The 23,728-nt window shown below is 39.8% G+C and carries 17 protein-coding genes, 9 tRNA genes and 2 rRNA genes; 9 read left to right on the top strand and 19 right to left on the bottom strand.

All coding sequences use genetic code 11. The features are described 5' to 3' along the window. Nucleotides 1–14 precede the first annotated feature (14 nt). Together ACZ5R4_RS14625 and ACZ5R4_RS14620 are read right to left on the bottom strand one after the other, a co-directional pair. On the bottom strand, nt 15–1,196 hold the full coding sequence (locus ACZ5R4_RS14625) for an NAD(P)/FAD-dependent oxidoreductase (protein WP_464367536.1): 1,182 nt from the start codon (nt 1,194–1,196) through the stop codon (nt 15–17). Between the two features lie 218 nt (nt 1,197–1,414). Beyond that, on the bottom strand, nt 1,415–1,798 hold the full coding sequence (locus tag ACZ5R4_RS14620; RefSeq protein WP_464367535.1) for a DoxX family protein: 384 nt from the start codon (nt 1,796–1,798) through the stop codon (nt 1,415–1,417). A 406-nt stretch (nt 1,799–2,204) separates the two neighbouring features. On the opposite strand from ACZ5R4_RS14620, the gene ACZ5R4_RS14615 reads away from it, so the two are divergent. The 6 genes from ACZ5R4_RS14615 to ACZ5R4_RS14590 all read left to right on the top strand — a co-directional run bounded on the left by ACZ5R4_RS14615 (nt 2,205) and on the right by ACZ5R4_RS14590 (nt 8,093). Then, on the top strand, nt 2,205–2,678 hold the full coding sequence (locus tag ACZ5R4_RS14615) for a MarR family winged helix-turn-helix transcriptional regulator (RefSeq protein WP_181397406.1): 474 nt from the start codon (nt 2,205–2,207) through the stop codon (nt 2,676–2,678). Nucleotides 2,679–2,764: 86 nt separating this feature from the next. After that, nucleotides 2,765–3,637 carry a permease gene (locus tag ACZ5R4_RS14610; protein WP_464367534.1) on the top strand — a complete coding sequence of 291 codons (873 nt, stop codon included), beginning with the start codon at nt 2,765–2,767 and terminating at the stop codon, nt 3,635–3,637. 31 nt (nt 3,638–3,668) lie between these two features. Then, nucleotides 3,669–3,797, top strand: a complete 129-nt coding sequence (locus ACZ5R4_RS14605) for a hypothetical protein (RefSeq protein ID WP_281269885.1) — start codon at nt 3,669–3,671, stop codon at nt 3,795–3,797. Nucleotides 3,798–3,874: 77 nt separating this feature from the next. Then, entirely contained in the window at nt 3,875–4,936 is a 1,062-nt protein-coding gene (locus tag ACZ5R4_RS14600) for a flavin-containing monooxygenase (RefSeq protein ID WP_109982958.1), read from the top strand. Between the two features lie 1,111 nt (nt 4,937–6,047). Continuing rightward, nucleotides 6,048–6,953 carry a LysR family transcriptional regulator gene (locus tag ACZ5R4_RS14595; RefSeq protein WP_464367533.1) on the top strand — a complete coding sequence of 302 codons (906 nt, stop codon included), beginning with the start codon at nt 6,048–6,050 and terminating at the stop codon, nt 6,951–6,953. Nucleotides 6,954–7,076: 123 nt separating this feature from the next. Continuing rightward, a complete protein-coding gene (locus ACZ5R4_RS14590; RefSeq protein WP_109982960.1) occupies nt 7,077–8,093 on the top strand; it encodes an NAD(P)H-dependent amine dehydrogenase family protein in 1,017 nt (338 codons plus the stop codon). Between the two features lie 758 nt (nt 8,094–8,851). Here the strand turns inward: ACZ5R4_RS14590 and glmS are convergent. From glmS to sigW, 6 genes are all read right to left on the bottom strand, one after another. Then, nucleotides 8,852–10,654 (bottom strand): glutamine--fructose-6-phosphate transaminase (isomerizing), encoded by a 1,803-nt coding sequence (gene glmS, locus ACZ5R4_RS14585; protein WP_464367532.1) that lies wholly within the window; start codon nt 10,652–10,654, stop codon nt 8,852–8,854. A 442-nt stretch (nt 10,655–11,096) separates the two neighbouring features. Then, a complete protein-coding gene (glmM, locus tag ACZ5R4_RS14580) occupies nt 11,097–12,443 on the bottom strand; it encodes a phosphoglucosamine mutase (protein ID WP_464367531.1) in 1,347 nt (448 codons plus the stop codon). Between the two features lie 49 nt (nt 12,444–12,492). Continuing rightward, the gene (locus ACZ5R4_RS14575; RefSeq protein WP_464367530.1) at nt 12,493–13,746 is read right to left on the bottom strand and encodes a CdaR family protein; all 1,254 of its coding nucleotides are present in this window, start codon (nt 13,744–13,746) and stop codon (nt 12,493–12,495) included. After that, nucleotides 13,739–14,560: a diadenylate cyclase CdaA gene (cdaA, locus tag ACZ5R4_RS14570; RefSeq protein ID WP_109982974.1), complete on the bottom strand. Its 822-nt coding sequence runs from the start codon at nt 14,558–14,560 to the stop codon at nt 13,739–13,741. Before cdaA ends, ACZ5R4_RS14575 begins: the two co-directional genes overlap by 8 nt. Before the next feature lie 207 nt (nt 14,561–14,767). Beyond that, a complete protein-coding gene (locus tag ACZ5R4_RS14565) occupies nt 14,768–15,379 on the bottom strand; it encodes an anti-sigma factor family protein (protein ID WP_054860501.1) in 612 nt (203 codons plus the stop codon). 13 nt (nt 15,380–15,392) lie between these two features. Beyond that, nucleotides 15,393–15,956, bottom strand: coding sequence for an RNA polymerase sigma factor SigW (gene sigW, locus ACZ5R4_RS14560; RefSeq protein WP_054789150.1), 564 nt, complete (start codon nt 15,954–15,956; stop codon nt 15,393–15,395). A gap of 295 nt (nt 15,957–16,251) precedes the next feature. Between sigW and ACZ5R4_RS14555 the strand changes: the two genes are divergently transcribed. The 3 genes from ACZ5R4_RS14555 to ACZ5R4_RS14545 all read left to right on the top strand — a co-directional run bounded on the left by ACZ5R4_RS14555 (nt 16,252) and on the right by ACZ5R4_RS14545 (nt 19,057). Beyond that, nucleotides 16,252–17,379: a conserved virulence factor C family protein gene (locus ACZ5R4_RS14555; protein WP_464367529.1), complete on the top strand. Its 1,128-nt coding sequence runs from the start codon at nt 16,252–16,254 to the stop codon at nt 17,377–17,379. A gap of 146 nt (nt 17,380–17,525) precedes the next feature. After that, nucleotides 17,526–18,050, top strand: a complete 525-nt coding sequence (locus tag ACZ5R4_RS14550) for a hypothetical protein (RefSeq protein WP_109982976.1) — start codon at nt 17,526–17,528, stop codon at nt 18,048–18,050. 29 nt (nt 18,051–18,079) lie between these two features. Then, nucleotides 18,080–19,057, top strand: a complete 978-nt coding sequence (locus tag ACZ5R4_RS14545) for an alpha/beta fold hydrolase (RefSeq protein WP_109982977.1) — start codon at nt 18,080–18,082, stop codon at nt 19,055–19,057. Nucleotides 19,058–19,134: 77 nt separating this feature from the next. On the opposite strand, the gene ACZ5R4_RS14540 is transcribed toward ACZ5R4_RS14545, so the two are convergent. The 11 genes from ACZ5R4_RS14540 to ACZ5R4_RS14490 all read right to left on the bottom strand — a co-directional run bounded on the left by ACZ5R4_RS14540 (nt 19,135) and on the right by ACZ5R4_RS14490 (nt 23,620). Next, nucleotides 19,135–19,207 (bottom strand) — tRNA-Ala (locus ACZ5R4_RS14540). 6 nt (nt 19,208–19,213) lie between these two features. After that, a tRNA-Lys gene (locus ACZ5R4_RS14535) sits at nt 19,214–19,289 on the bottom strand. Between the two features lie 423 nt (nt 19,290–19,712). Continuing rightward, nucleotides 19,713–19,787 (bottom strand) — tRNA-Gln (locus tag ACZ5R4_RS14530). A gap of 55 nt (nt 19,788–19,842) precedes the next feature. Next, nucleotides 19,843–19,928: transfer RNA gene (locus ACZ5R4_RS14525), tRNA-Tyr, on the bottom strand. A gap of 25 nt (nt 19,929–19,953) precedes the next feature. Then, nucleotides 19,954–20,029, bottom strand: a tRNA-Thr gene (locus ACZ5R4_RS14520). Between the two features lie 6 nt (nt 20,030–20,035). Continuing rightward, nucleotides 20,036–20,111: transfer RNA gene (locus ACZ5R4_RS14515), tRNA-Val, on the bottom strand. Nucleotides 20,112–20,215: 104 nt separating this feature from the next. Next, a tRNA-Glu gene (locus ACZ5R4_RS14510) sits at nt 20,216–20,290 on the bottom strand. A gap of 14 nt (nt 20,291–20,304) precedes the next feature. Continuing rightward, a tRNA-Thr gene (locus ACZ5R4_RS14505) sits at nt 20,305–20,377 on the bottom strand. Nucleotides 20,378–20,380: 3 nt separating this feature from the next. Then, nucleotides 20,381–20,455: transfer RNA gene (locus ACZ5R4_RS14500), tRNA-Asn, on the bottom strand. A gap of 34 nt (nt 20,456–20,489) precedes the next feature. Next, nucleotides 20,490–20,606, bottom strand: a 5S ribosomal RNA gene (gene rrf, locus ACZ5R4_RS14495). 100 nt (nt 20,607–20,706) lie between these two features. Then, nucleotides 20,707–23,620 (bottom strand): 23S ribosomal RNA (locus ACZ5R4_RS14490). Nucleotides 23,621–23,728 lie beyond the last annotated feature (108 nt).

The raw sequence follows: 23,728 nt of genomic DNA, 5'->3' as shown, positions 1-23,728 counted from the left end.
TGGCTTCTAATTCATCAAAGAAAACTAGCTGAATCCCATGACACCTTCTTGAGCTTCCACGCAAGCTTTCCAGTTATGATAATATCAAGTCCCCATTTTCGTGTCCACACCAACCCACGATCTTTACCTAAGCCAATCCCGTAAACATCCATCATGGATTTGTGAATCGGCGCAGGACGGCCCTCTAAGTCAGCCAGCACAATATCCCCCAATCTGCGTGCCTGCATTCCACCTTCTTTACATGTCATCTGATCAGACTTACTAGTACTCGGATCTACTATTTTTGCACAATCGCCAATGCTATATACGTCCGGTACCCCTTGGACGCGATAACTTTCATCTACCAGTACCTGACCATCAGGAGAAAGAGGCAAGCCCATACTGCGAAGGATCGGATTCGGCATAAGACCGATTGTCCATATACATTGGCCTACTTCCAAACTATCGCCATTACTCAACCTCACTACACCCGCTTCCTCCCTTATCGCCTTACAGTTGTGTAACACAGTCACACCACATTCGCTAAGCATAAGGTTCAATTTTCTTCCAACCTTATATGGTCCCTCAGGGAACAAATATTCCTTTGCATTCAGCAAATAGACAGCGATATCAGACGGGTTTAATCTTAACGCCGATGCTTCCTTCCGCATGGCTAACGCCAGCTCAGCGGATGTCTCAATGCCACTGATTCCCGCTCCTGCAACCGCAATTGTCATCAGTCGTTTTCGTTTTTCAGGAACCGTCTCATCGACAGCTTTCCACAGATTTTGGCGCCAGTACTCTCGGATGTTTGCCGCAGCTTGTGGATCTGTCAAGGCGATACCGCCCTGACTGGAATTCGGTCGACGAACGATGCTACCGACTGCAACGATTAAAAGGTGATAAGGAACTAGGATACCGTTTCCTTGTACATCCGTATATCGAATTCGCTTTTTCTCATAATCCACAGACGTAACTGTACCTTGGACGAAATCGACCCCTTCTGAAAAATAATGTGTCCAAGGAACCATAATCTCCTCCTCACTAACAGCTGGACGGAACATCATCACTTTGCGCACATGGCCAGACTGTCTGTCCAAGAGAATAAACCTAATCTTCCGTCCATTCATCATAGACTGGGTGGTAGACTTTATCGCTTTTAGCGCAGCAAGTCCTGTATGGCCACCTCCAATGATAATACAAGTCAGTTCATTCACCTATCCTCAACTCCTTTATATTTTCCCAAATTAATGTTGTTTGGCAATATTGTGCAGTCAACCAATGAGTCCTTTATACAAAAGTTAGTATACCGTTTATCCAATGATCATGATGTATATTCTTGGCATTCAAGTTAATTTTCAATAGTTAGCAGAAAGTGCCACTTTGTTAAGAATAAATTTTTCCATATTATCTCAGAAGATAGTGCGCTATAATATTATCCTGAAAAGGACATGGGACCGAAACGCCCCCATGCAATAAATACTGCCAGCAAAAGATAGATTATATTTGCTACCACTGGTTTGGCATCCCCGTGGCGAAGGTGGGTAATTATCGCTCCGATCATCAATAACACCCAACAAACGGCAGTCACCGGCACTAAGATTGGAAAGATGTCAACTACAGCGGGTAAGATTAAACCTAATGCTGCCAAGATTTCAAGAATTCCAAGAAACCTTAGAAAGACAACGTTAAAATCTAAAACCCATCCGCCGCCAGGGGACTGAGCTAGCTTCTCTTTGGAAATGAATGTCTTGCTGATACCTCCGATTAAGGCTATTAAAGCGAGTAATCCAGTGGCAATCCACAGTACGAAGTTCATTTATTCCTCACCTCCGTTCTACTTACTTATATAACAATATAAGGCACTGATTTGTGACTTCAAAATTGAATTAACGATAAAATCACATACATAAAGCAGTTAAAAAGAGCCTTTGAGTATTTAATAAATGTCACTTTCGTTTCCTTTTTTATCCCTCCTACAAGCAATTATGAAAACCAAATGCTAAACTGTTCATACTTTGCTTTTGCCAATTTTGGGAGGTCGATATCGCCAATTCAAATTCAACAAATCCCAAATGTTCTTACAAAGTCTTAATAATGATAATCTTTTTTATTTCTTTTAATTTCTCTGAGCCGATGACCTTCACTTGTTCAAATCAATACATTAATTTTACAATAGTTGCAATACGCAATTAAATGTTATATACTCAACTCAGGTGATGAATATGAAAAAACAAATTGAAAATAAACAAAGTATTGAAGAAATGCGTCATTTATTTGTCTTACTAGCTCGACAATTTGGTTTACTACAAAAGGAGAGCTCACAATGTTGTGGGGTAACAATGATTCAGAGTCATATTCTTTATGAAATTAATCATAACCATCAATTATCATTGAATGAGTTGGCAGAAAGACTTGGACTAGATAACAGCACTACTAGCAGACATATTCATGGTCTGGTTGAAAAAGGTTACGTAGAACGAAAACCTCACCCAACCGATCGACGGTATGTTACGTTAGGTTTATCAGAAAAAGGAATAGCGTTAGAAGGAAGTATCAGTACCATGATGAATGATTACGTCCTTGATTTGTTTAACCATCTACCAAAAGGAAAGATTCACTCTATGACTTCTGAGTTAAAACTTTTGACTGAGGCAATGTGCAAAAGTGATTATTGTTGTAAGCCTCCGCTTTCATAAGGAGGCTTTAACTAAATATAATACTTGCAAAATGCAATAGTTGCATTTTGTTACATAAAAGGGAAGGTGTGAAATTTATGATTTTTATGGAATTTATTAAATCCTTTTTTATATTATTTGCCGAATTAACGCTACTTTTTATGGGTATCAGTTTCTTAGTGAGTTGGTTACAACAACTCGTTCCTGAGGAGAAAATCAAGGATATCTTAGATCGACCAAAAGGGTGGAAAGGATATTTGTATGGAACAGGTTTGGGGGCTATGACACCATTTTGCTCTTGTTCAACTATCCCCATATTAGCTGGTTTACTTACATCAAAAGCGCCATTTGGACCATCTATGTCATTTTTAATAGCTTCACCACTACTTAATCCGGTAATCCTTATACTAATATGGACTCTAATAGGATGGGAAATGGCTCTCATTTATACTATCTCCATGGTCATCGCGTCCATGTTAATTGGTATGTTGTGGAACTTAATTAATTTGGAACATCAAATCAAAAACATCTCCGTTCGTAAAAACTTAACGGTTCATCGTAAAAGTTCTACTGCTATATGGAAGCTAGCAATTAAAGATGCGTGGGGGTTCTTCCTTTCCGTTCTTCCTTATTTATTTATTGGTGTATTAATTGGGACTTTGATTTATGGTTATGTGCCAAAAACAATTATTTCTACTTATGTGGGGAATCAGAACATATGGACCATCCCCATATCAGCTGTAATTGGTATTCCTCTGTACATTCGAGCGGAAACTTTACTTCCAATTAGTGGGGCGTTGGTTAATCAGGGGATGGGAGTAGGGGCAGTCGTTGCACTTATTATTGGAGGTGCTGGAGCAAGTATTCCTGAAGTTTTTTTGTTAGGGAAGCTTTTTAAATTAAAATTATTGTTTGCATTTGTTGTCTCCATTTTAACTTTAGCTATCACAACTGGAGTTCTAGTTCAAATCTCTTTTTAAAAAATTCCAATTTGAAAGGGGGTGTTGGAAAATGAAAACAAAAAAAGAGTCAACAATCAAAAAATTGTGGAGTGGATTAAAGCCATCTAAGAGTGGTTGTTGCGATGTAAAAATTGAAGAAATATCTAACAAAAATACTTCACATCAAAAAACAAAATAATAATCTGCATGCATTTGCCTGGTCCAATTATGGTGCCAGGCAGTGCAAGTTTCATAAACTTTTAAGGGGGATTTGTTATGTATGATGTAGTTATTATTGGAGCCGGGCAAGCTGGTTTAGCTGCCGGGTATCACCTTCAAAAATCAAACCTAGATTATGTCATATTAGAAGCTAGTGAACAAACTGCTGGCTCCTGGCCAAAATACTATAATCACTTAGTTTTGTTTTCTCCAGCTCAATATTCTTCATTACCAGGATTAGACATAGATGGAGGGTGCGATTCCTATCCTAATAAAGATGCAGTCATTCAATATTTGAACGATTATCGTAATTATTTTAACCTAAACGTTCAAACGAGGAAAAAAGTAGAGAAAATTAAGAAAAGTAATCATTTTTTTTCATTGAAAACAGTTGATCAAAAATTATATAAGGCGAGAGCAGTAATTTGTGCAACTGGTTCATTTAATAATCCGCACATTCCTAATATTGACAATATGAGTACGTTTGAAGGGAAGTTAATGCATTCATTTCAGTACCGAGAGGCTAATACTTTCAAAGATGAAAGGGTTGTTGTCGTTGGAGGTAGAAATTCTGCAGTACAGATTGCAGTAGAACTAGCACAAGTGGCAAATGTTAGTATCGCTACTCGAACGCCAATCAAATATATACCACAGAGGCTTTTAGGGAAAGATGGTCATTTTTGGGGACGTTTGATTGGATATGACACATTTCCAATAGGTCTTTGGCGTAATGTGAATGATAAGGAACCCGTTATTGATTTAGGTGGTTTTAAAAAAGCTATTGAAGAAAACCATAACCCGGATCAAAGAAATATGTTCACACGTTTTACAAAAGACGGAGTGGTTTGGTCGGATGGGCTGAAGGAATATGTGGATACAGTGATATTTGCTACTGGATATAAACCTAGATTTGACTATTTGGAGTCTTTGAAAACTGTAAATAAAAAAGGGAGTCCGCTTCAAAAAGGTGGTATTAGTAGCAATATAGATGGCTTATATTTTGTTGGTTTGCATTGGCAAAGAAGTCATGCTTCAGCCACACTGAGAGGTGTCGGCCCTGATGCTAAATTTGTTATCAAACATTTAAAGAAGTTTTTAAATTCTGTTAAGAATGAGTGAGAAAGATGTAACAGCAAACAATAAAACGCCTGTCATAATTGTTCCTCTTATTACTGCAGTATGTGGGTTAGGAGATGCTATGCTTTTTATCGTCTTACCGATTTATTTTTATGACCTTTGGACTAGAAGCTTATTGGCAGATAGGGGTCCTATTATCTGTTTATACTATTTTAAAGGTTTAAAAAAATGTTCTATACTCTTTTCCTACTTATTTACCAATTATACAACTTTAAAACCATATGGACTATATTTACTTGTTAAATAAAGAAACCGTTTGTCTAAGTACAGAGTTGCAGAGGTCAAAGCTGTGACCGCTTAATAGGATGAAAAATCTTCTGTTGAATTAACTGGCACGCTTTACTGGAAAGCTAGCGTATCCTTATGTAAATTAAGGTGCAGCTTCTGACCAACTAGATATTCGCAAATCAAGCTCCTAGATTTTAAGGAATAACCAAGCCAAAATATGCATTAATAAAGCAAACAAGACATATTTTGGCTACTTTAAATTTTTGAGTTATTGAGCTAACGCAATCTTACTCTAAGTACAACATTTACCATAATTGGGAAAAATGGGTGTTGGATAATGCATAGTTTCCTTCTCTTCTTCAACAATTCGATTGTTGAAGAACAAATATAGATTTTGTGCATCATATCAATTAAATCAATATCTATAAGTTGTATTCCTCTAAAGATACTGTCGTATCTCTAATTGATATTCCTTAATGATATGATGTTGCTACTTCTTCAAGTGATCTAGCAAATGTCTTGCCTTCTTATCCATACTTTTGTGGCTATAGTAGGACTTCCAGCGATATTGTAAAATTAGCGATATATTATTCTATTTTCAGATATGTGTGTTGCTGTTTATTTATTTGGATGTTAGAACATTATGGTCTTAAAGAATAAGGAAGAAGTTCAATCGTTGAGATGAACACGAAAAGAAAGTTTGTAAAGTTCTAAACAAGCGTTCCTAACAAATATCCCAAATCCCAAAGTTGGTATTTTTTTAACCTTTTCGCCAGTACGTTAACCCTGAACTTGAGCTGAAATTTCCCGCATCAGAACCTGTTATAATAACATGTAATTAATCCTTAAAAATTGAGGTGTAACGATGAATTTACTATCTCTTCGTTATTTTGTTGAAGTTGCCAACACGTTAAATTTTACAGAGGCATCAAGGAACCTTCATGTCTCCCAACCCGGAATTAGCCAACAAATTTATATTCTTGAGAAACAGCTTGGAGTAAAGCTTCTTTATCGTACCACGAGAAGTGTAGAGCTAACTGAGGAAGGTAAATATTTGTTAGAAAAAGTGGCCCCTTCCTTTGACCAAATTGAAAACACAGTCTCGAATGTTATGAACACAACTCAAATGCCGTTTCTTGTAAAAATAGCGACCATCCCATCAGCGGCCAGCCTATATTTGCCTAAAATCATGAAAAATCTTCATGAACAATTTTCAGACATCGAATTCAACATTAAAGAGACGACTTCCGCGCATGCGACTGAACTTATCAAAAGTAGAGAATATCATATTGGTTTCATACGAACGCAGGACAACTTCCATTCGCTCAATCAAATGGAAGTGGAGCATTTGGAGCTTAATAGGTCTCCACTTGTGGCAGTTGTGTCTGCTAATCATAAGCTTGCTTCACAACAAAAGATTCATTTGAAAGAGCTGAAAGATGATTTCTTTTTACATTACGATTCGGATCAGTCACCAGCTCTTCATGATTTGCTTCAAACTGCCTGTGAAGAAGCGGGATTTACACCAAAAACAATTTGTAGCGGTTCCGAGTTGCTAACAATTTCGAATCTTGTTTCGAACAATTTCGTTGTTACATTAATGCCCATGGATATGTATCAGCTAATCGATTCTAAAAGGATTATATGTTTGGGTTTAGAAGGTAATCAACTAGAAAGCTCTATCTCTGCTGTCTGGGAAGAAAGCCCTTATATCAGGAAAAACACGAAATATATGTTGGAGATTCTCTCCAAACTAAAAAGTAATTTATAAGAAAAGGAATTATTTTAGCTTGATTTATAACTCTTCCTTATTAATTTATAACAAACCAGTATTTCTAAATAGAATACTGGTTTGTTAAGATTTCCTTATACTAAGAACGAGGGGGAAGAAAAAATGGGTAAAGCGTTAAAAGACTTTAAAATAGTAGTATATGGTCTTGGACCAATCGGAATGGAAATTTTAAAAAAGTGTGAAGAGCATTTGCGTGGAAAAGTAATTGGAGCCGTTGATATCGATCCTGCTAAGATTGGAAAAGATATCGGTGAACTAACCGGATTAGAACAGCGAGGCATACGGGTTGTTTCTTCTATTAAAGAAGTAGAAATACAAGGTGATTATCCACATATTGCGATTCATGCCACTGGTTCAAACTTGCAAACAGTTAGGCCACAAATCAAAGAATTAGTGGATAACGGTTATTCAGTTGTTTCCACTTGCGAACAACTTTCTTATCCATGGCACCGTTATCCGAAATTGTCAAAAGAAATTGATACCTATGCATCTGAAAAAGGGGTAACTGTAATCGGAACAGGCGTTAACCCGGGGTATGTCATGGATACACTCGTATTAAGCTTAACTTCTGTTCTGAGCGATATCTCATCTATACGCGTAACTCGTCGTGTTGACGTGAAAAAGCGCCGCCTTCCTTTACAGAAAAAAGTAGGCGTTGGAATGACAGAGGAAGAATTTAATAATCTTGCTACAGAAGGAAAAATCGGCCATGTTGGTCTTGAAGAATCACTCCGTCTCCTTGCAGCTGGCCTTGACTTCGATCTCGAAAGTGTAAAGAATTCTATCAATCCAAAAGTGACAGACCAGCCGCTTTCATTACCTCATTTTGACGTGAAAGCCGGAGAAGTAATTGGTCTTCACCAAGTGTCCAAGGCTTCTACAAAAGATGGAAGAAACATTGAGCTTGACCTAGTTATGGCAACTTCGGTCAACGAATCAGAAGATGCTATAGAAATCGATGGAGACATGAAGCAAAGACTTGTAATTCCAGGTGGTATTTTCGGCGATTCAGCAACAGCTTCCATCATTATTAACACTACCAAAATAGTTGCGCTGGAAGTAAAACCAGGACTACAAACAATGAAAGACATTAGATTGACAAGAAACATTCACCTTTAAAATAAAAAAGAAAAGATTTCAGTGATACATTTATCTCTGTTATTTTTTCCTCTTTTATTTTTTCATGTAATAACTTGCTGATATTGTTATCAACAACATTATTCTTACATCATTGCAACTAATATAATTCCAACTTCAAATCTTCTTCCACAAACCTCCCTTTACTTCATGTACATTCGTACATTCTGTTACGAAGTCACCTGAAATAAAAGTTAAATATTGTATGTCTTAATTTAAAATAGCTACCTAAACAGTAGCTATTTTTCATCTTATATCTCTTCATATTATAACACCCTGTACTCTTCGTTAAATGCATAATTGGTTCTTGAAGCTTGATATATAAATATCTCTTCGAACTGGTTCTACTCCCATTTTTAAAGCATTTATTTACAATAGTCTTGTTGTGATTAGTGTTTGTTGTAGCAAATACATAAGTGTTTATATGTTCTACGATATATATTTGTCACCTTTCTTACCTCTTTTATAAATTCAGGATTAATAGACCGATTGCTATCAATTTGATTACCGCTTCTATTGAACATGTCCAAATGTATCCTTCAATAGTTTCTTTTAATGGTAACTACAACATAAAAAAACCCTCTGCTTCTATGTTAAACGCAGAGGGTGAGATAAATAATTGGATATTTACAATTTTTTCTAAATCTTTAATCTAAACGTTTGAATATTTTTACCAAAAAAAGACATTTCAGTATTGAACTTTTTTCATGCTACAATTTTATCTTTTTCCGAATCCCCTATTACTCCACCGTAACAGACTTCGCAAGGTTACGTGGTTTATCCACATCACAATCACGATGCAATGCTGCATAGTAAGAAAGTAATTGCATTGGAACGACACTTACAAGTGGTGTTAGTAGATCATGTACCTGTGGTAACACGAAAGTATCGCTATCCTTTTCCAATCCTTTCATACTAACAACACATGTGTTAGCTCCACGTGCAGCTACTTCTTGTACGTTTCCACGGATAGAGAGATTGACATTTTCTTGTGTTGAAATGGCAATCACAGGTGTACCCTCCTCAATTAGAGCAATGGTACCATGCTTTAACTCCCCACCGGCAAAGCCTTCTGCTTGGATATAAGAGATTTCTTTTAACTTAAGGGCTGCTTCTTGGACAACAAAGTAGTCCATTCCACGACCAATGAAGAATGCGTTGCGAGTTGTTTCGAACATCTCTTTTGCAATTCGCTCAAATTCTTCCTTTTGATCAGTTAATGTTTCCATTGCACTTGCGACAATACCTAGTTCTTGTAATGGATCAAACTCTAAGCCATTACCTTTAGCTCTCGCTGTATCTACAGCCAAAATAGCTAATACAGCAATTTGTGCCGTGTATGCTTTGGTAGAAGCAACTGCAATTTCTGGCCCTGCATGTAAATGCAACGTATAATCTGCTTCACGAGAAAGGGTGGAACCAGGAACATTTGTAATCGTAAGAGCTGGATGTCCTAACGCTTTTGTTTGGACTAATACAGCACGACTGTCCGCTGTTTCTCCACTTTGAGAAATGAAAATAAATAATGGTTTTTCAGATAAAAGTGGCATATTATAAGAGAACTCACTTGCAATATGCACTTCTACAGGAATATCTGCTAATCTTTCAATAAACTGCTTTCCAACTAGACCTGCATGATAGCTCGTTCCTGCAGCAATAATATAGATACGATCCGCTTTTTTCATTGCTTCTCTAATATTATCATCCAAACGGAGTGTATCATCTTCCCCTTGGTATTCTTGAATGATTTTGCGAATAACGATCGGTTGTTCATCAATTTCTTTCAGCATAAAGTGAGGATATGTCCCTTTTTCTGTATCAGCAGCGTCAATTTCCGCTACATATGCCTCACGTTCAACAACTGTACCATCAAGCTTTTGGATTTCCACTCGATCTTTTTGTACAAGCACGATTTCTTTATCTTCAATTTCGACATAGCGATTGGTTTCCTTTAATGTAGCCATTGCATCACTAGCTACTACATTAAAATCATCCCCTAAGCCAACAAGTAATGGGCTTTTATTTTTCGCCACATAAATAAGGTTAGGGTTTTGGTTATCGATTAATCCAATCGCATAAGAACCCTTTAATAAAGTCAGTGCTTGACGAAAAGCTTCTAATACATCATTTGTATTCAAATAAAGCTGCTCAATTAATTGAACGACAATTTCCGTATCTGTTTCACTTTTTAGCTCTACATTTTGTAGATACTCATCACGAATTTCATAATAGTTCTCGATCACACCATTATGAACTAAAGTAAATTGCGCACTTGCACTTTGATGTGGATGGGCATTATCCTCACTTGGTTCCCCATGGGTAGCCCAACGAGTATGACCAATACCAATAGATCCTTGAACAGAGGTGTCCACTTTTTCACGTAAAGCTGCAATACGACCCTTTACTTTAAAGATGTTCATACCAGAATCATTTAGTACAGCAATTCCAGCTGAATCATAGCCTCTATATTCTAATTTCTCTAAACCATTTAATAAAATATCCTTTGAATCATTTCCACCAATATAACCTACAATACCACACATATCGTTGTTTCCTCCTCTAAGTCAGAAGGGGCATACAAACGACCATAAACCTATTTGCATCAGGGGCGCTTGTTGCCCCTTTCTCGTGTATAGTTAGTTGTTCATCTTGTTTTTATTTTTGTACAAAAAGTCGCCTTCTTGTTTTCGATAAAAACTTCTCGGTTGAGATGGACAACCGGGAGGCATCCGCCGATCTACTTCGATAAACCTCCACCTCGTCAGCTATAGCTACCTATAGCCCTGGCGCTTTATAAAAAATGTCTCTACTATGCTCCTTTCCATTCTTGACTAAAAACGATGACTTTTCCATTTTACTTGAAAACATATTTCTTAGCAACCATAAAACTAATCATTTATTAAATCATATGCAAATCTAGCATTTATTGTACCGTTAAGAAGGCCTTTTCGGTCATTTTTTCACGATCAGGCCTTCCTTCTCCACTTAATCTCTGCCCATTACCTGTTCGATTACTTTGACAACTTCATCTACATATCGATTACAATCCTCAAGAGTTGGCGCCTCTACCATGACACGCACTAATGGCTCTGTTCCAGATGGACGAACGAGCACTCTTCCTTGTGTACCCATTTCCTTTTCGACCTTTTCAATTGCCTCTAAGATGACAGGATTTGTCATTACTTCATTTTTATTCACGACGCGAACATTCTTCAATACTTGTGGAAACTTCTCCATTTCACTGGCTAATTCAGATAAAGTGAGACCTGTTTCCTTCATCACATTCACTAATTGAAGACCTGAAAGCATACCATCTCCTGTTGTGGTATGATCTAAGAAGATAATATGTCCTGATTGCTCTCCACCAAGGTTGAAGTCCCCTTGACGCATTTCTTCCATGACATAACGGTCCCCAACAGCTGTTTTATTGCTTTTCATATTATGGGATTCTAAGGCCTTATAGAAGCCGATATTACTCATTACGGTAGACACAACCGTCGATTGACGGAGTAGTCCTTTGCCATTTAAATATTTTCCGATGATAAACATAATTTGGTCACCATCAACAATATTACCTTTTTCGTCCACAGCAATTAAACGATCTCCATCCCCATCAAATGCGAGACCAATATCAGCACCTTTCTCTACTACTAGTGCCTGAAGTTTCTCCGGATGCGTTGATCCAATTCCATCATTAATATTCAAGCCATTCGGTGAGGATCCAATCGTAGAAACATCTGCTTCTAGGTCTGCAAATAGATGGGTTGCTAAGCTTGATGTGGCACCATGGGCACAATCAAGCGCAATATGTATACCATCAAATTCATTATCTACTGTTTCTTTTAAGAATTGGAGATACTTCTGGCCACCTTCGAAATAATCATTAATTTGACCAATCTCACTGCCTATCGGACGTGGTAGGTTGTCCTCCTCCTGGTCTAACAACGCTTCTATCTCCGCTTCCTGTTCATCTGATAGCTTAAATCCATCTGAACCAAAAAACTTAATGCCATTATCGGCTACCGGATTATGAGAGGCAGAAATCATTACACCTGCTTGTGCATCCATTGCCTTCGATAAATAGGCTACTCCCGGTGTAGAGATCACACCAAGTCTCATGACCTCTGCTCCTATGGATAAAAGCCCTGCAGCCAAAGCACCTTCTAGCATATGTCCGGAAATACGTGTGTCACGCCCAATTAACACCTTAGGATTAGATGTTTCCTTTGTTAAGATATACCCACCGTAGCGCCCGAGTTTAAAGGCTAGCTCTGGCGTTAATTCTTTATTTGCCACTCCTCGGACACCATCTGTACCAAAATATTTTCCCATTTTATAATACGCTCCTTTATATTTTCTTCCGTTTGTGCATATATATAGACTAAGGTTCGGTTGTTAATGTTGCCTCATTTATCGAAAGTTCAATCTCTGCATCATCTGCTATATCGTCGGGTAATTCAGCACGGATCGGTAACGTGAATTCCCCCTCCTCTTGTCCCTCCATTGTCACAAATAATCGAAGGTCACTTGGGGTTATTTCAGATAGAACAGAAGGAAAGCCACTTACGGTAACATTCATTGTACCTGAAGCAGGATTCGTAAAGGCTACTTCTGTATCCTCTGGCTCTCCTTCTATCTCAATCGGTACATCTTCTATTACTTGCTCTTCCACCTTCTCTACCTCTATATTCGCATTTACTGTTGTTGTATTTACTTTTCTTACTTCAGAAGGGACGTTCAAATTCACTTCTACCGTTCCACTTTCCGTTATTTTACTTAGATCAATTGGTTGAGTGCTAATTTGCTCTAATGTTGCTAAGTAATCTTCTGCAGCAAATACTTGCACCTCTTCTGTTTCTAATTCCATAGAAACAAGGTTTATCCCTTCTGGAAGCTCGTTTTCTGTTTCCATTGAAATTGGAACGGTTTTATTCGGACTAGCTAATTCTACCTCTACATCAACTGTCGGAGGATCTATTCGAACATTCAACTCATTACCTTGATTATCATAGACCTTTACTGGTACATCATCAACGCTAAAGGATTCACTTGCTCCTGCAACATCGACAAATCCTTTGATGATTGCAATATTATCTACAATACTTTTCGAGCTTGTCACAACGATTTGTCCAGGATCTGATGAAACATTCACTACCTCATAACCTGCTTCTATTTGATCCTTGTTCACAACATCTATATTCACAGAGAATTCCTCCGTTGCTCGCTCCTCAATCGAAACCTCCACTTCTTTAGGCTCGACATACACATTTAAATCCTCATCTATACCCGAATATTCAAGCGGTACCGTGTGTGTGCCCGTACCTAGACCTTCTAAGTCTACAAAAACATCGAAGTTCTTCCTTGTGGCAATCGATGTCACCTTACTAGCTGAGCCTTGAAGCGTTACTTTTACCGTTTCCGGTACACCGCCAACCACATATTCTTCTTCATCCAGAATAATTCTAACAGGGATATCCTCTAATGTCTGGGTTTCATTCGTTGTCCCAAAATAAGAATCAAATCCGTCATTATCATCATATACGTTCTCGTCAAAGGCAACAACGACAAATAATAAAACAGCTAACAACAAGGATACTATTCGTATCATCCACGGCTTATCTAACCATTTATTCATTTTTTTTACCCCTCCAATTCCAACCTTTCGTTGTAGAGGCTTTAAATTTCGTCACAAGCTCTAGTTTCAGCAATTCTGTTAGCTTCTCCACTGTAATATTTCGATGAAGCTCCCCGTTTTTTGTACAGGAAATGTTACCAGTTTCCTCTGAGACCGTAATCGTGATAGAATCCGTTACTTCACTGATTCCAAGTGCTGCGCGGTGTCTTGTCCCTAGCTCCTTTGAAATAAAGGGGCTTTCTGATAATGGCAAATAACATGCCGCTGCCACTATTTTATCCTGATTAATGATCACTGCTCCATCATGAAGAGGAGTGTTAGGTATGAAAATATTGGTCAATAGTTGATTCGTTAATTTACCGTTTATGGGGATACCAGTTGAGACAAAATCCCCTAACGAAATCTCTCTTTCAATGGTAATTAACGCACCTATTCGCCTTTTTGCCATATAGACACAGGAATCGGTGATTGCTTGGATGGATTGGTTCATTAACTCTTCCTGAGAAGTAGAGTTTCTTGAGAAAAAACTACCTCTACCTAATTGCTCAAGAGCTCTTCTTAATTCTGGTTGGAATAAGACAATAATGGCTACAGGCCCCCATACAATCACTTGACTCATCAGTGCCCTCACTGTACTTAAGTCAAGCACCACACTTAATAAATAGATGGCAATTACCACGAATATACCATTTAACAGCTGTATGGCCTTTGTCCCTCTAATCAGCATAAGTAATTTATATAAAACATACCATATAATCGTTATATCTAAAGCAATTTTCACGATGCTAAGTACAGAAAAATCTCCATTAAGCATGCAAACACAACCTTATGTCCATCCGAATCCTCTTCCTATTCTAAAATTAGTTATGAACTAATTATAGCATAAATTAACGCCATGCTCCTCTCCTATGCTACAGATTTTGTTCAAACGAAAAAAAGAATGGCTTCATGCACCCAAAAAATTCTGTGGATGGTAAAAAAAGTGATCCTATCTTGATGAGATAAAGATCACTTCATAAGCTTAATCTGGAAGATTAAATACTAGTTCCGCCATTTCTTTTATTTCATACCATAACCAACCAAAGACACGATCAACCTCCTTGATTTCACCAGCTACATCACCAGCAGAAGCCTTTAGCTTGTCACCATTAATAATGATGACATCCCCTTTTACTTTACCCTCTATTTTAATATTACCATTCTTCACTTCGAGGTCATCCTCTATTACTACACCTTCAGGAACGATCACCGTATCATTTTCCACCACTAGGTTCATACCCTTTGGATAACTTAACTGATGGTCCTGGTTCCACATAGTAAAAATACTACTAGACATTAAAATAAAGAAGATAGCTGCTGCTGTTAATAGTGGATGAACCCTAAACCATCTCTGAATGCTTGTTCTTTTCTTCTCCTTTGGTAATTGCGCCATTACTTTATTGGTGAAATCAAAGGATGGTTGAATATCCACATTTGCTGTGATCAATGCGACAGTTCTTTTTAATTCTTTGAAATGTTCCTGACAAGCTTCGCATGATCTCAAATGGGAGCGTAGTTCCTGTTCCTTCTCTTCTGAAATGTCACCATCCAAATATTGATGCATTAATTGAATGATTTCCTTATTACAACTCATTTTTTACACCCCTTTACACATGTCGAAGCTTCTTGCGCAGAGCTTCTCTCCCTCTATGAATTCTTGTTTTTACTGTTCCAACAGGGATTTCTAGAATTTCACTAATTTCTTTTAGAGAGAGTTCATCTATAAACCGTAAAGCAATTATACTACGATATTTCGCAGGTAATTGCATAATTTCCTTTTGGATATAGCTTTGTGTTTCTAGACTGGTCACTTCATCCTCAGGTAATACACCATTATCCGGAATTTGGGAATATAAATTCATTCCTTCTGTCCCCTTAATTTCTGCATCAAGGTAATAATCAGGCTTCTTCTTCCTCATCCGGTCTATCGCAAGGTTAGTCGCGATACGATAGAGCCATGTTGAAAACTTCCTATTCTCATCATATGACTGAATATTAATATAGGCTCTTATAAAGGCTTCCTGTGCCAAGTCTTCTGCCTCATGCTTATTGCCAATCATCCGAAAACAGATGGCAAAAACCTTATTTTGATAAAATGAGACCACATCCTCAAAGGCAGCTTGATCACCTTTTTTAACTAGTTTTATTTGTTTGACTATCTTTTCCTCGATCATCCTAATACCTCCGCCATATTTGCGGTTAATCTTTATACGTAAGACTACACCTAAAGGTTTCAATTTTATTAAAAACTTTTTAGCCTATATATTGAAAATGACAATAAAAGTATTATAACAAGAAAATAGTATTTTTTGTTGGTGAATGAATAAATTTTTGTAAACTATTAGGAAGAAAGATAGATTTTTGATCTTAGCTAATCCGTACGATTATTGAATTATTCTTCCATTATTTGATAGAATATAGCTTTAAGGCATATTTTTTAGTGTGATAACTGAAGGAGGTAAAAGTATGAAGATCACTTCCATGGAACCAACTCCTAGTCCCTATTCAATGAAAATAAACCTTGATGAGAAGCTTCCTGATGGAAAATCAGAGAACTATAAGGCTACGGATATGCTAGAGGATGCCCCGTCCTATGTACAAGCACTTTTTGAGGTCAAAGGGGTCAAGGGGATCTACCGAGTAGTTGATTTTATTGCTTTAGAAAGAGATCCAAAAGTCGCTTGGGAGGAAATTCTCCCAAAAGTTCAAAATAAATTAGGGTCAGTAGAAGACTTAGAGGAAAGCTTTACGAACCAAAAAAGCAGCCAATCCACGGATGCCTTCGGAGAAATTCAAGTGTTTATCCAAATGTTTCGTTTTATTCCAATGCAGGTTAAATTAGAAGAAGGAGACATAGAGAAACGTTTCGGATTGCCAGATCGATTTACAGAAGCCGCATTAAAGGCATCTGCTGATTCGGACATGCTCAAGGAACGAAAATGGGTCGAGCAATCACCACGTTATGGAGATATTAACAAAATTGGATTAGAGGTTGTCGAGGAATTAAGTGCAAGCTATGATCAAAACAGATTGAATGAGCTCCTTCATTTTGTCGATGATGCTAGTCAGGGCTCTTTTTATCATGAAGTTACCATCGATATGTTAGATAATCCAGATTGGAAGGCGAGATACGCAGCCCTTGACCGAATGTCTCCAAGCTTGAAGGATCTTCCTGTATTAAATAAGGCTCTAGATGATGAAAAAGCGTCAATCCGGCGTCTTGCAACAGCTTATTTAGGGATGATTGAAGAGGAAGAGGTACTCCCATATTTATATAAAGCTTTAAAGGATCCAGCGGTTAATGTACGAAGAACTGCAGGAGACTGTTTGTCTGATCTTGGATTTAAACAAGCTATGCCGGAAATGATTGACTCTTTATCTGATAAAAACCGCCTTGTTCGTTGGCGTGCTGCTATGTTTTTATATGAACTCGGTGATGAAACGGCTATCCCAGCACTGAAAGAGACATTAGATGATCCAGAATTCGAGGTAAGAATGCAAGCAAAGATGGCACTTGCAAGAATTGAGGAAGGAGAAAGTGCGAAGGGCTCCATATGGCAACAAATGTCGGATGTTACAAAAAAGAAACCGTAGTCTAGTCTTGCTTTTTTACAAAGCAAGACTTTTTTTATGCCTTTATCTAAGCCTAGAGACCTAATCAAAATTACAACTTAAGCTTCTTATTTCTCTTACGGCTTTTTCATACAATAGTAAAAAAAGGCTTGCAGGAGATAAGAAAGATGAAACAAAATAAGATTTATTTATTATTCACCAATACTGGAACGCTATTTACAAGAACGATTCGTTTATATACGAAAGCAGATTATAACCATGCTTCGATCGCACTTGATCCTAACTTTAACGAAACATATAGCTTTGGTAGAAAAAAGCCTCGCAACCCCTTCCATGGTGGATTTGTCAAAGAAAAAATAAACGAAAATTTATTCAGAACTGCTGATTGTATTATTTATTCTTACACAATAACCAAGCAACAGGAACGAAGAATTAAGCAAGCATTGGCAAATTTCGACCGTAATAAAGAGACATATCACTATAATTTAATTGGCTTATTCGGAGTGATGCTCAATAAACCGATCCAGAGAAAAAATGCTTATTTCTGTTCTCAGTTTGTCGCGTATATTTTAAAAGAGTCTGGGATTATTACATTTGACAAGCCTCTAGAGCTGGTTACTCCATATGATTTACAACAAATCCCTAAATTAGAATTCGTGTATGAAGGAAAATTACACCAAGCAGTTAGTTAAACTATTTATCATAATGGAGGAATCAAGGAATGGCACAAAAAAGAAAAAATCGATTTTGGCTATTTACAAGAAATATCCTTTTATTTTTAACAGCAATAAGTTTTGTTTGGTTTCTAACACATCAGCTAATGACTCTCAACGAAAAGAATAAGTATAGTCCAATAGGGGAATTAGTAGAGGTCGATGGAAAGAATATGCATGTCTATACAAAAGGGAAAGGTGAAAATACGATTGTATTACTTAGTGGCCTAGGAACTGCTGCACCTGTGTTAGATTTTGAACCATTGATTAACGAGCTGGCAAAGCAAAACAATGTAGTATCCATTGAGAGCTTTGGTTATGGCTGGAGCGATAGTACTAACAAAGAGCGTACAGTAAAGAACATTGTAGAAGAGATTCGATCTGCTCTAAAAAAAGCAGGTATAGAAGGTCCGTACATATTGATGCCACATTCTATTTCTGGGATTTACAGCTTGTATTATGCTAATAAATATCCAGATGAAATTCAATCAGTGGTAGGAATAGACTTTACTTTACCACAAGCTCTAGATTATTTTAATGAATCAGCACCGACGATGCCTAACTATATGAAATATTTAGCACCAACAGGGATTGGACGACTTGTTACAATGGTGAATCCAGATGATTTTTTACCAATAGCGGAAAAAGGAACATATACAGAGGAAAACTTAAAAATGACAAAAGCCATTTCAGCTTGGAAAGGCTATAATGAAAATATTGTTGAAGAAGCTAATCAAATAGGAAACAATGTACAGAAAACGAAGAATATGACTTTTCCACCTACAATTCCTGTCTTAGTTTTCACAACGAAAGAAGAGTCACAGGGAAGGAAATCACTAGAAACATTTTATAAGGAACAGTTACATGATCATCATTCCAGTAAGGTCATCACACTAGAGGGACATCATTATTTACACTGGACTCGTGCTAAGGATATGGCTAAGCAATTCGAAGAATGGAAGGAAAATATAGATAAAAACAACTGAAGCAATTCTCTATTATACAGCAAAAACCGAACTATTTTAAAATCATAGTTCGGTTTCCGTCTTTGACAAAATAAAAATGGAGCCTAGCGGGATCGAACCGCTGACCTCCTGCGTGCAAAGCAGGCGCTCTCCCAGCTGAGCTAAGGCCCCTAAAAATGGTGAGCCATGGAGGATTCGAACCTCCGACCCTCTGATTAAAAGTCAGATGCTCTACCAACTGAGCTAATGGCTCGTTAAAATAATTTTCTCCCTAATTCAAAGAGCGTTCATTATGTTAACCCCTGCATCTTCTAGTTTATTCGATGATGATTAATGCTTCGGGGTTACTCGTAGTTTATTCGGTAGAAGTATTGCTCGTTGCTCTACCAACTGAGCTAATGGCTCGTTAAAATAATTTTCTCCCTAATTCAAAGAGCGTTCATTATGTTAACCCCTGCATCTTCTAGTTTATTCGATGATGATTAATGCTTCGGGGTTACTCGTAGTTTATTCGGTAGAAGTATTGCTCGTTGCTCTACCAACTGAGCTAATGGCTCTTTTTAAAATATTTCTCTTCCTCAATCATACTGAGCTAATGGCTTCTATCCCATAGTTTCATTCTAATTGTTATAGTTTATATGCATTTAACCCTAAATTTTATATGTAGAAAAAAGAATGGCTGGGCTAGCTGGATTCGAACCAGCGCATGACGGTACCAAAAACCGTTGCCTTACCGCTTGGCTATAGCCCAACAAAAAACGTATATCGATAGTATACACGCCTGATCTAAATTTATACATAATAAATGGTGGAGGGAGTAGGACTCGAACCTACGAACCCGATGGGAGCGGATTTACAGTCCGCCGCGTTTGGCCAACTTCGCTATCCCTCCAAATAAAATTATGATCTAGTTCCAGTGGTGCCGGCCAGAGGACTTGAACCCCCAACCTACTGATTACAAGTCAGTTGCTCTACCAATTGAGCTAGACCGGCATAACATGGTGGAGGATGCAGGGCTCGAACCTGCGACCCCTTGCTTGTAAGGCAAGTGCTCTCCCAGCTGAGCTAATCCTCCGCCGCACAGGATGTGCAAGTGCATGCGTTGCGACAGGACGTCGCGATCTTAGCATGCCATCCTTAATATAAAGTAGCAATAACTAATGATTTCTGTGGTTATTATGGTGACCCGTACGGGATTCGAACCCGTGTTACCGCCGTGAAAGGGCGGTGTCTTAACCACTTGACCAACGGGCCAGTAAATCTAGGAGAGCTTCCAGCCGGACTTGAACCGACGACCCCTTCCTTACCATGGAAGTGCTCTACCGACTGAGCTATGGAAGCAAGTGGCTCCACAGGTAGGATTCGAACCTACGACCGATCGGTTAACAGCCGATTGCTCTACCACTGAGCTACTGTGGAATAAACATTTACTTCTGTTGCTTCTCAAAGCTTTGCCTGGCAGCGTCCTACTCTTGCAGGGGCGTGAGCCCCAACTACCATGGGCGCTGGAGAGCTTAACTACTGTGTTCGGTATGGGAACAGGTGTGACCTCTCCGCTATCGCCACCAGACTTGGTGGATATAAGCTAATCCTTATTAAGATGGGAGAAACTATACCATCAAAACTAGATAAGAAGTAGACAAACCATCGGTTTTTCATCCAAAGAACGTATAGATAAGTCCTCGATCGATTAGTATTCGTCAGCTCCACATGTCACCATGCTTCCACCTCGAACCTATCTACCTCATCGTCTCTGAGGGATCTTACTCACTTAAAGTGTGGGGAAGTCTCATCTTGAGGGGGGCTTCATGCTTAGATGCTTTCAGCACTTATCCCTTCCACACGTAGCTACCCAGCGATGCTCCTGGCGGAACAACTGGTGCACCAGCGGTGTGTCCATCCCGGTCCTCTCGTACTAAGGACAGCTCCTCTCAAACTTCCAACGCCCACGACGGATAGGGACCGAACTGTCTCACGACGTTCTGAACCCAGCTCGCGTACCGCTTTAATGGGCGAACAGCCCAACCCTTGGGACCGACTACAGCCCCAGGATGCGATGAGCCGACATCGAGGTGCCAAACCTCCCCGTCGATGTGGACTCTTGGGGGAGATAAGCCTGTTATCCCCGGGGTAGCTTTTATCCGTTGAGCGACGGCCCTTCCATTCGGTACCGCCGGATCACTAAGCCCGACTTTCGTCCCTGCTCGACTTGTAGGTCTCGCAGTCAAGCTCCCTTCTGCCTTTACACTCTTCGAATGATTTCCAACCATTCTGAGGGAACCTTTGGGCGCCTCCGTTACTCTTTAGGAGGCGACCGCCCCAGTCAAACTGCCCACCTGACACTGTCTCCGAACCGGATCACGGTTCTGGGTTAGAAGGTTCATACAGCCAGGGTGGTATCCCACCGGCGCCTCCACGTAAGCTAGCGCTCACGTTTCCAAGGCTCCCACCTATCCTGTACAAGCTGTACAAACATTCCATATCAGGCTACAGTAAAGCTCCACGGGGTCTTTCCGTCCTGTCGCGGGTAATGCGCATCTTCACGCATAGTATAATTTCACCGGGTCTCTCGTTGAGACAGTGCCCAAGTCGTTGCACCTTTCGTGCGGGTCGGAACTTACCCGACAAGGAATTTCGCTACCTTAGGACCGTTATAGTTACGGCCGCCGTTTACTGGGGCTTCAGTTCAACGCTTCGCTAATGCTAACGCATCCCCTTAACCTTCCAGCACCGGGCAGGTGTCAGCCCCTATACTTCGCCTTTCGGCTTCGCAGAGACCTGTGTTTTTGCTAAACAGTCGCTTGGGCCTTTTCACTGCGGCTTACTCGTAAGTAAGCACCCCTTCTCCCGAAGTTACGGGGTCATTTTGCCGAGTTCCTTAACGAGAGTTCTCCCGATCACCTTAGGATTCTCTCCTCGCCTACCTGTGTCGGTTTGCGGTACGGGCACCCTTTTCCTTGCTAGAGGCTTTTCTTGGCAGTGTGAAATCCGGAACTTCGGTACTCATTTTCCCTCCCGATCACAGCTTGTGATTGCCAGACGGATTTGCCTATCTGACTCACTCACTGCTTCGACGCACACGTCCAGTCGTGCGCTTTCCTTATCCTACTGCGTCCCCCCATCACTCAAACGGAATTGGGTGGTACAGGAATATCCACCTGTTGTCCATCGCCTACGCCTTTCGGCCTCGGCTTAGGCCCCGACTAACCCTGAGCGGACGAGCCTTCCTCAGGAAACCTTAGGCATTCGGTGTAGAAGATTCTCACTTCTATTTCGCTACTCATACCGGCATTCTCACTTCTAAGCGCTCCACCAGTCCTCACGGTCTGACTTCACTGCACTTAGAACGCTCTCCTACCATTGTTCGTAGAACAATCCGTAGCTTCGGTGATACGTTTAGCCCCGGTACATTTTCGGCGCAGCGTCACTCGACCAGTGAGCTATTACGCACTCTTTAAATGATGGCTGCTTCTAAGCCAACATCCTGGTTGTCTAAGCAACGCCACATCCTTTTCCACTTAACGTATACTTGGGGACCTTAGCTGACGGTCTGGGCTGTTTCCCTTTCGACTATGAACCTTATCACCCATAGTCTGACTCCCAAGGTAATATGATTGGCATTCGGAGTTTGACTGAATTCGGTAACCCGGTGAGGGCCCCTAGTCCAATCAGTGCTCTACCTCCAACATACATCCCTTGAGGCTAGCCCTAAAGCTATTTCGGAGAGAACCAGCTATCTCCGTGTTCGATTGGCATTTCACCCCTACCCACACCTCATCCCCGCACTTTTCAACGTACGTGGGTTCGGGCCTCCAGTCAGTGTTACCTGACCTTCACCCTGGACATGGGTAGATCACACGGTTTCGGGTCTACGACCCCCTACTATCTCGCCCTATTCAGACTCGCTTTCGCTGCGGCTCCGTGTCTTCCACTTAACCTTGCAGGAGATCGTAACTCGCCGGTCCATTCTACAAAAGGTACGCCGTCACCCATAAAAGGGCTTCGACTACTTGTAGGCACACGGTTTCAGGTTCTCTTTCACTCCCCTCCCGGGGTGCTTTTCACCTTTCCCTCACGGTACTGGTTCACTATCGGTCACTAGGGAGTATTTAGCCTTGGGAGATGGTCCTCCCGGATTCCGACGGAATTTCACGTGTTCCGCCGTACTCAGGATCCACTCTGGAGGAAACACGCTTTCGACTACAGGGCTGTTACCCGCTGTGGCTGACCTTTCCAGATCGATTCGTCTAACGTATTTCTTGGTAACTCCGTATAGAGTGTCCTACAACCCCAAAAAGCAAGCTTTTTGGTTTGGGCTAATTCCGTTTCGCTCGCCGCTACTCGGGAAATCGCGTTTGCTTTCTCTTCCTCCGGGTAATGAGATGTTTCAGTTCCCCGGGTCTGCCTCCTCTATCCTATGGATTCAGATAGAGGTTCTACTCCATGACGAGTAGAGGGTTTCCCCATTCGGAAATTCTCGGATCAATGCTTACGTACAGCTCCCCGAGACATATCGGTGTTTGTCCCGTCCTTCTTCGGCTCCTAGTGCCAAGGCATCCACCGTGCGCCCTTTTTCACTTAACTATACTCATGCTTCAGATGAAAAAGTCGTTGGTTTTATTTGATGTCTTGTCATCAGTTTCGTGTTGGCGCCTATTGATGCCTTCACGTCCTGATTTCTTCTTATCTAGT

This window comes from Gracilibacillus sp. JCM 18860 (genome assembly GCF_055395245.1).
The sequence above is the reverse complement of the archived record's forward strand: the minus strand, read 5'-3'. Positions and strand labels throughout refer to the sequence as shown.

Coding starts and splice junctions, on each gene's coding strand:
- glmS (WP_464367532.1), bottom strand. CDS start 10,654: ATGTGTGGTATTGTAGGTTATATTGGTGGAAATGATTCAAAGGATATT.
- cdaA (WP_109982974.1), bottom strand. CDS start 14,560: ATGCTTAATGGAGATTTTTCTGTACTTAGCATCGTGAAAATTGCTTTA.
- ACZ5R4_RS14605 (WP_281269885.1), top strand. CDS start 3,669: ATGAAAACAAAAAAAGAGTCAACAATCAAAAAATTGTGGAGTGGATTA.
- ACZ5R4_RS14565 (WP_054860501.1), bottom strand. CDS start 15,379: ATGAGTTGTAATAAGGAAATCATTCAATTAATGCATCAATATTTGGAT.
- ACZ5R4_RS14595 (WP_464367533.1), top strand. CDS start 6,048: ATGAATTTACTATCTCTTCGTTATTTTGTTGAAGTTGCCAACACGTTA.
- ACZ5R4_RS14620 (WP_464367535.1), bottom strand. CDS start 1,798: ATGAACTTCGTACTGTGGATTGCCACTGGATTACTCGCTTTAATAGCC.
- ACZ5R4_RS14550 (WP_109982976.1), top strand. CDS start 17,526: ATGAAACAAAATAAGATTTATTTATTATTCACCAATACTGGAACGCTA.
- ACZ5R4_RS14545 (WP_109982977.1), top strand. CDS start 18,080: ATGGCACAAAAAAGAAAAAATCGATTTTGGCTATTTACAAGAAATATC.
- ACZ5R4_RS14590 (WP_109982960.1), top strand. CDS start 7,077: ATGGGTAAAGCGTTAAAAGACTTTAAAATAGTAGTATATGGTCTTGGA.
- ACZ5R4_RS14555 (WP_464367529.1), top strand. CDS start 16,252: ATGAAGATCACTTCCATGGAACCAACTCCTAGTCCCTATTCAATGAAA.
- ACZ5R4_RS14615 (WP_181397406.1), top strand. CDS start 2,205: ATGAAAAAACAAATTGAAAATAAACAAAGTATTGAAGAAATGCGTCAT.
- ACZ5R4_RS14610 (WP_464367534.1), top strand. CDS start 2,765: ATGGAATTTATTAAATCCTTTTTTATATTATTTGCCGAATTAACGCTA.
- ACZ5R4_RS14600 (WP_109982958.1), top strand. CDS start 3,875: ATGTATGATGTAGTTATTATTGGAGCCGGGCAAGCTGGTTTAGCTGCC.
- glmM (WP_464367531.1), bottom strand. CDS start 12,443: ATGGGAAAATATTTTGGTACAGATGGTGTCCGAGGAGTGGCAAATAAA.
- ACZ5R4_RS14575 (WP_464367530.1), bottom strand. CDS start 13,746: ATGAATAAATGGTTAGATAAGCCGTGGATGATACGAATAGTATCCTTG.